Annotated in this window: 3 protein-coding genes and 1 pseudogene; 2 read left to right on the top strand and 2 right to left on the bottom strand. The window is 68.0% G+C overall.

The annotated features are described in order from the left end of the window. Positions 1–336, top strand: a pseudogene (locus QTI33_RS34935) (methyl-accepting chemotaxis protein); the annotation flags it as partial. A gap of 90 nt (positions 337–426) precedes the next feature. Here the strand turns inward: QTI33_RS34935 and ligD are convergent. Next, positions 427–2991, bottom strand: a complete 2565-nt coding sequence (gene ligD / locus QTI33_RS34930; RefSeq protein WP_286511323.1) for a DNA ligase D — start codon at positions 2989–2991, stop codon at positions 427–429. 238 nt (positions 2992–3229) lie between these two features. Beyond that, positions 3230–3742, bottom strand: coding sequence for a glycine zipper domain-containing protein (locus QTI33_RS34925; RefSeq protein WP_286511320.1), 513 nt, complete (start codon positions 3740–3742; stop codon positions 3230–3232). Positions 3743–3776: 34 nt separating this feature from the next. Here QTI33_RS34925 and QTI33_RS34920 point away from each other — a divergent pair. Continuing rightward, the coding region (locus tag QTI33_RS34920) for a hypothetical protein (protein ID WP_286511318.1) at positions 3777–4181 on the top strand (405 nt) is incomplete at its 3' end.

The raw sequence follows: 4181 nt of genomic DNA, 5'->3' as shown, positions 1-4181 counted from the left end.
ATGGGCGAGATCACGGCGGCGAGCCAGGAGCAGACCACCGGCATCGAGCAGATCAACCAGGCGATCACGCAGATGGACCAGGTGACGCAGCAGAACGCGGCGCTGGTGGAGGAAGCATCCGCGGCGGCAGGTTCACTGCAGGATCAGGCGAGCCAGTTGTCCCGTGCGGTCGGTGTGTTCAAGCTCATGCCGTCGCATTCGCAGGCCTCGGCTGCACCACCAGCCCGGCCCGCGACGTCGAAAGCCCCGAAGTGGGCAGGCCCGGGCAAGGCCACGGTGCCTGCCGCCAAGGCTCCCGCGGTGGAGGCGGCGGCAGGAGACTGGGAAACGTTCTGATTTCCGTCGGCACCGGGCCCGGACTCCTGCGCCTCGGAGAAACGCTCTCGTGGCGGGCGGCCTGGTCATCGCCATGGCGATCGTCGCCTCCTACTTCATCGGCGTGAACCCGATCCTCTTCATCGCAGCCGCCAGCGGCTGGCGAGCCGTCCAATAGCCGGCCCATGGGTCTGTCGTCCGAAACGACAGGTGCTCGCGCGCCGTGGCCACGGTCCACTGCGCACCGCTCTTCAGTTGGGTCAGCTCATCCCAGTCCACGGGCATCGACACGCCGAGCCCTGGGCGTGCGCGGGCGGAAAACGCCACCGCCGTGGTGGCGCCGTGCCCGTTGCGCAGGAAGTCGACAAACAGCTTGCCGACCCGGTTCGACGGTCCGCTCCTGGCCACGAAGCGTGCGGGAATGGTGCGTGCGAGGTGCTGCACCACCGCCTGGGAGAATCCCTTGACCGCCTCGTAGTCGAAGCGCGGCGCGATCGGCACCACGACGTGCAGGCCCTTGCCGCCGCTGGTCTTCAGCCAGGCCTGGAGGCCTAGTTCCGTCAGCAGCGCGCGCACCAGGATCGCCGCCTCCTGGACGTGCTGCCAGGACGTGCCTTCGCCGGGGTCGAGGTCGAAGATCATGCGATCCGGCTTGTCGATGTTCTTCGCCGTGGAGTTCCAGGTGTGGAACTCGATGACGTTCATCTGCGCCGCCGATGCCAGTGCCTGCGCGCTGCCAACTTCGAGCAGCGCGCCGTGACCCGGCCACAGCCGGGGGTCCAGTTCCTTGATGCCGGGGATGCTGATCTTCTCGTCGTGTTTCTGGAAGAAGAGCTCGCCCGTCACGCCGGTCGGCCCGCGCACCAGCGAGCACGGCCGGCTCTTCAGGTGCGGCAGGATCCAGTCCGCCACCGACTCGTAGTAGCGCACCAGGTCCAGCTTGGTGAGGCCCGAGCCGGGGTCGATCACGCGCTCGGCGTTGCTCACCTTGATCCTCCCGGTGGCCGTCCTGCCTGCCGACTTCACCGGCCCGGCCTCCGCAAGCGTCCTGGCAGTCTCGCGCACGATCGCGCTGGCCGGTTTGTCGGTGCGCAGCGAAACGTAGGACGCATGCCGGATCTGCCCCTCGGGCGTCCATTCGGCGAAGGCCACCTCGGCGACCAGGCGCGGCGCCACCCAACGCTCGCTGCCCGGGGCGCGCCTGGACCACCGTCCGGGCTTGCCCGCGCCCGCAGGGAAGGGCGGCTCGGCGACCTCGATCTTGACCAGCTTGCGCTTCAACGCCGCGGCCTCGTCCGAGTCCCAACCGGTGCCGACGCTGCCGACCGACACCAGCGTGCCGTCCGGCGCATGCACGCCGAGCAGCAGACTGCCGATCTGCGGTGAGCCGTCCGACCGGTCGGTGTAGCCGGCGACCACGAACTCCTGGCGCTGCTGGCACTTGAGCTTGAGCCAGGTCTCGGTGCGACGCGAGGCGTAGGGTGCGTCGGCGCGCTTGGCGATCACGCCCTCGAGGTTCATGCGGCAGGCCGAACTCAACACCGACGCCGCGTCGGCTTCGAAGGCGGCGCTGAAGCGGACATGGTCGGTCGCCTGCTCGTCCAGCAGTGCCTTGAGCAACTGGCGGCGCGACACCAGCGGGGCCTCGCGCAGGTCGTAGCCCTCGAAGTAGGGCACATCGAACACGAAGTAGACGATCTGGGCATTTCCCTCGCCGAGGTCGAAGGCCTTCTGCAGTGCGTTGAAGCTGGGCAGGCCTTTCTCGTCCAGCACCACGATCTCGCCGTCCAGCCAGCTCGATTGGAGCCCCAGGCTCTCCAGCTCGCCCACCAGGCCGGGCATCCTGGCCGACCAGTCGTGGCCGCCGCGCGTGACGAGCGCGGCCTTGCCCTTGTCGATGCGGGTCATGAGCCGGTAGCCATCGAACTTGATCTCGTAAAGCCATTGGCCGGCCGCCGGGACGCCGGTGGCCAGGGTCGCGAGCTGGGGGCTCATCTTGACGGGGAGCGGTGCTTTCACGGCGCCTGCCACCCTGTCGTCCGCGCTGCGGGCGCGCCTGGCCGAGACACCGCGGGCGCCGGCAACCTTGGGCTCCGAAGGCGCGGGGCGCAGCGGCTTGGCGATCACGCTGTCGGGCAGGGCCGAGACGACGTCGTAGTCCGCCTTCGGGCGCGCGAACGCGTCCTTCTTCTTGAACAGGATCCAGGGCTCTTGCTTCTCGCCGCCCTTGGCGATCTTGACCAGCTCCCACAAGCCGGCCAGTTTCTGGCCGTGGAGCTGGAAGAGCAGCTTGCCTTTCGCCAGGCCGTCCCGCGGGTCGCCCACGGGCTCCCAAGTGCCGTTGTCCCAGACGATCACCGTGCCGGCGCCGTATTGCTTGGGCGGAATCGTGCCTTCGAACGATCCGTAGGACAGCGGATGGTCTTCGACATGGATCGCCATGCGCTTGTCGGCAGGGTCGAAGCTGGGCCCCTTCGGCACCGCCCAGGAGAGCAGGACCCCATCCAGTTCGAGGCGGAAGTCGTAGTGCAGCCGGCTGGCCGCGTGTTTCTGGATGACGAAGGAAAGCGCCTCGCCGTTGCGCGGTGCGTGCTCGCCACGCGGTTCGGCGGTGACCGCGAAGTCGCGCTTCGACCAGTATTTCTCGAGCCGATCCAGACGGGTTTCGCGGGGCATGTCGGAATCTACAGCATGCAACCCTGGCTGACGCTCGCTGCGGAATCTGTACCCGAACAACCGCTACGAGGCGAAGGTGGGATCGACGCTCGACTCAGGCCAGGCTGGACGGCCTGGGGCAGCATGGGCTACCAATGGGGCAACCAGAACCACAGCGATACGGCCGTGCGGCTGGGAGCCAGGTACACCCTGGTAGCTTGCTGAGCGCGAGCGTCGGTGGCTGCGCAGCGCGCCCTGCTCAACGGCCGTCGCGGTCCGAGTCGCCAGGGATCGCGCGTTCCACGTTGTCGCTGAGCCGTTGCCACGCGTCGCGGGTGGCGTGCCTGGCCCGCTCCCACTCGAGCGAGGATCGACCGCGCGCCGTGCCCCAATCCCGACCGAGGTCAGGCTCGACTTCGTCGAACGTCCGGTCAGGGTTGCGAGAATAGGCGTCCACGCCATACCGATACGCCGGGGAATAGTCATCGTAGCTCCCGCCCTCGACATAGGGACGTCCCGCGTAGTTCTCGCGCCAGTACGCATCTTCGACATCCGGATCGGCCTTGACGGCGCGACCGGCCAACGCGCCGGCGACCGCCCCGACTGCAGCCCCCACCACGGCGCCGACCGGCCCGGTCATGCCGCCCACGGCCGCACCTGCGGCTGCACCGCCTGCGACCCCTCCGGCGACGCCGCCGACGACGGCACCGACACCCGTTGCAGCGGTCTTGCCGGGCTCACCAGCCACGCCGGGATTCTTGAGTTCAGCCATTGAAGTCTCCTTGTGAGTTTGAGGAGACTCCACAGTGCGCCACGACTTCTCTTCCTGCGAGGCCGGCGCTGCCATGTCCGATGAAGGTGGTCGGCCCCGTCCGCTGCCGGTGCGGACCTACACAGGGCGATCGGCTTCGCCGATATCGACCTCGCCTTCGACCTACACAAGTTTCCTGGTCCGGCCGGCATTCATCGCGCTGGCGCAAGCATCTAAGCAAGGAAGCCGCTGCTGCGGGATTTCCAGTTTGTGGAGTGCCGCTGTCAGCTTCGATGCGAGCGTGAAGCTTTCGGCTCTGGAGTACCGACGCATGACTGATTCGTTCCCGGCCGTCCTGAGCGCGGCCATCGACTGGCTCGGAAACGGCTTGTGGGACCTCACGTGGTGGCAAGTCGTGCTGTACACGCTCGTCACCACGCACATCACGATCGCGGCGGTC

This window comes from Variovorax davisae (assembly GCF_030316845.1).
In the GTDB taxonomy this organism is placed as follows: Bacteria; Pseudomonadota; Gammaproteobacteria; order Burkholderiales; family Burkholderiaceae_C; genus Variovorax; species Variovorax davisae.
Note: the sequence above shows the minus strand (reverse complement) of the source record. Positions and strands in the feature narration are given on the sequence as shown.

Bases quoted from the DNA above. Each gene is read 5' to 3' on its own strand.
- ligD (WP_286511323.1), bottom strand. From the start codon at position 2,991: ATGCCCCGCGAAACCCGTCTGGATCGGCTCGAGAAATACTGGTCGAAG.
- QTI33_RS34925 (WP_286511320.1), bottom strand. From the start codon at position 3,742: ATGGCTGAACTCAAGAATCCCGGCGTGGCTGGTGAGCCCGGCAAGACC.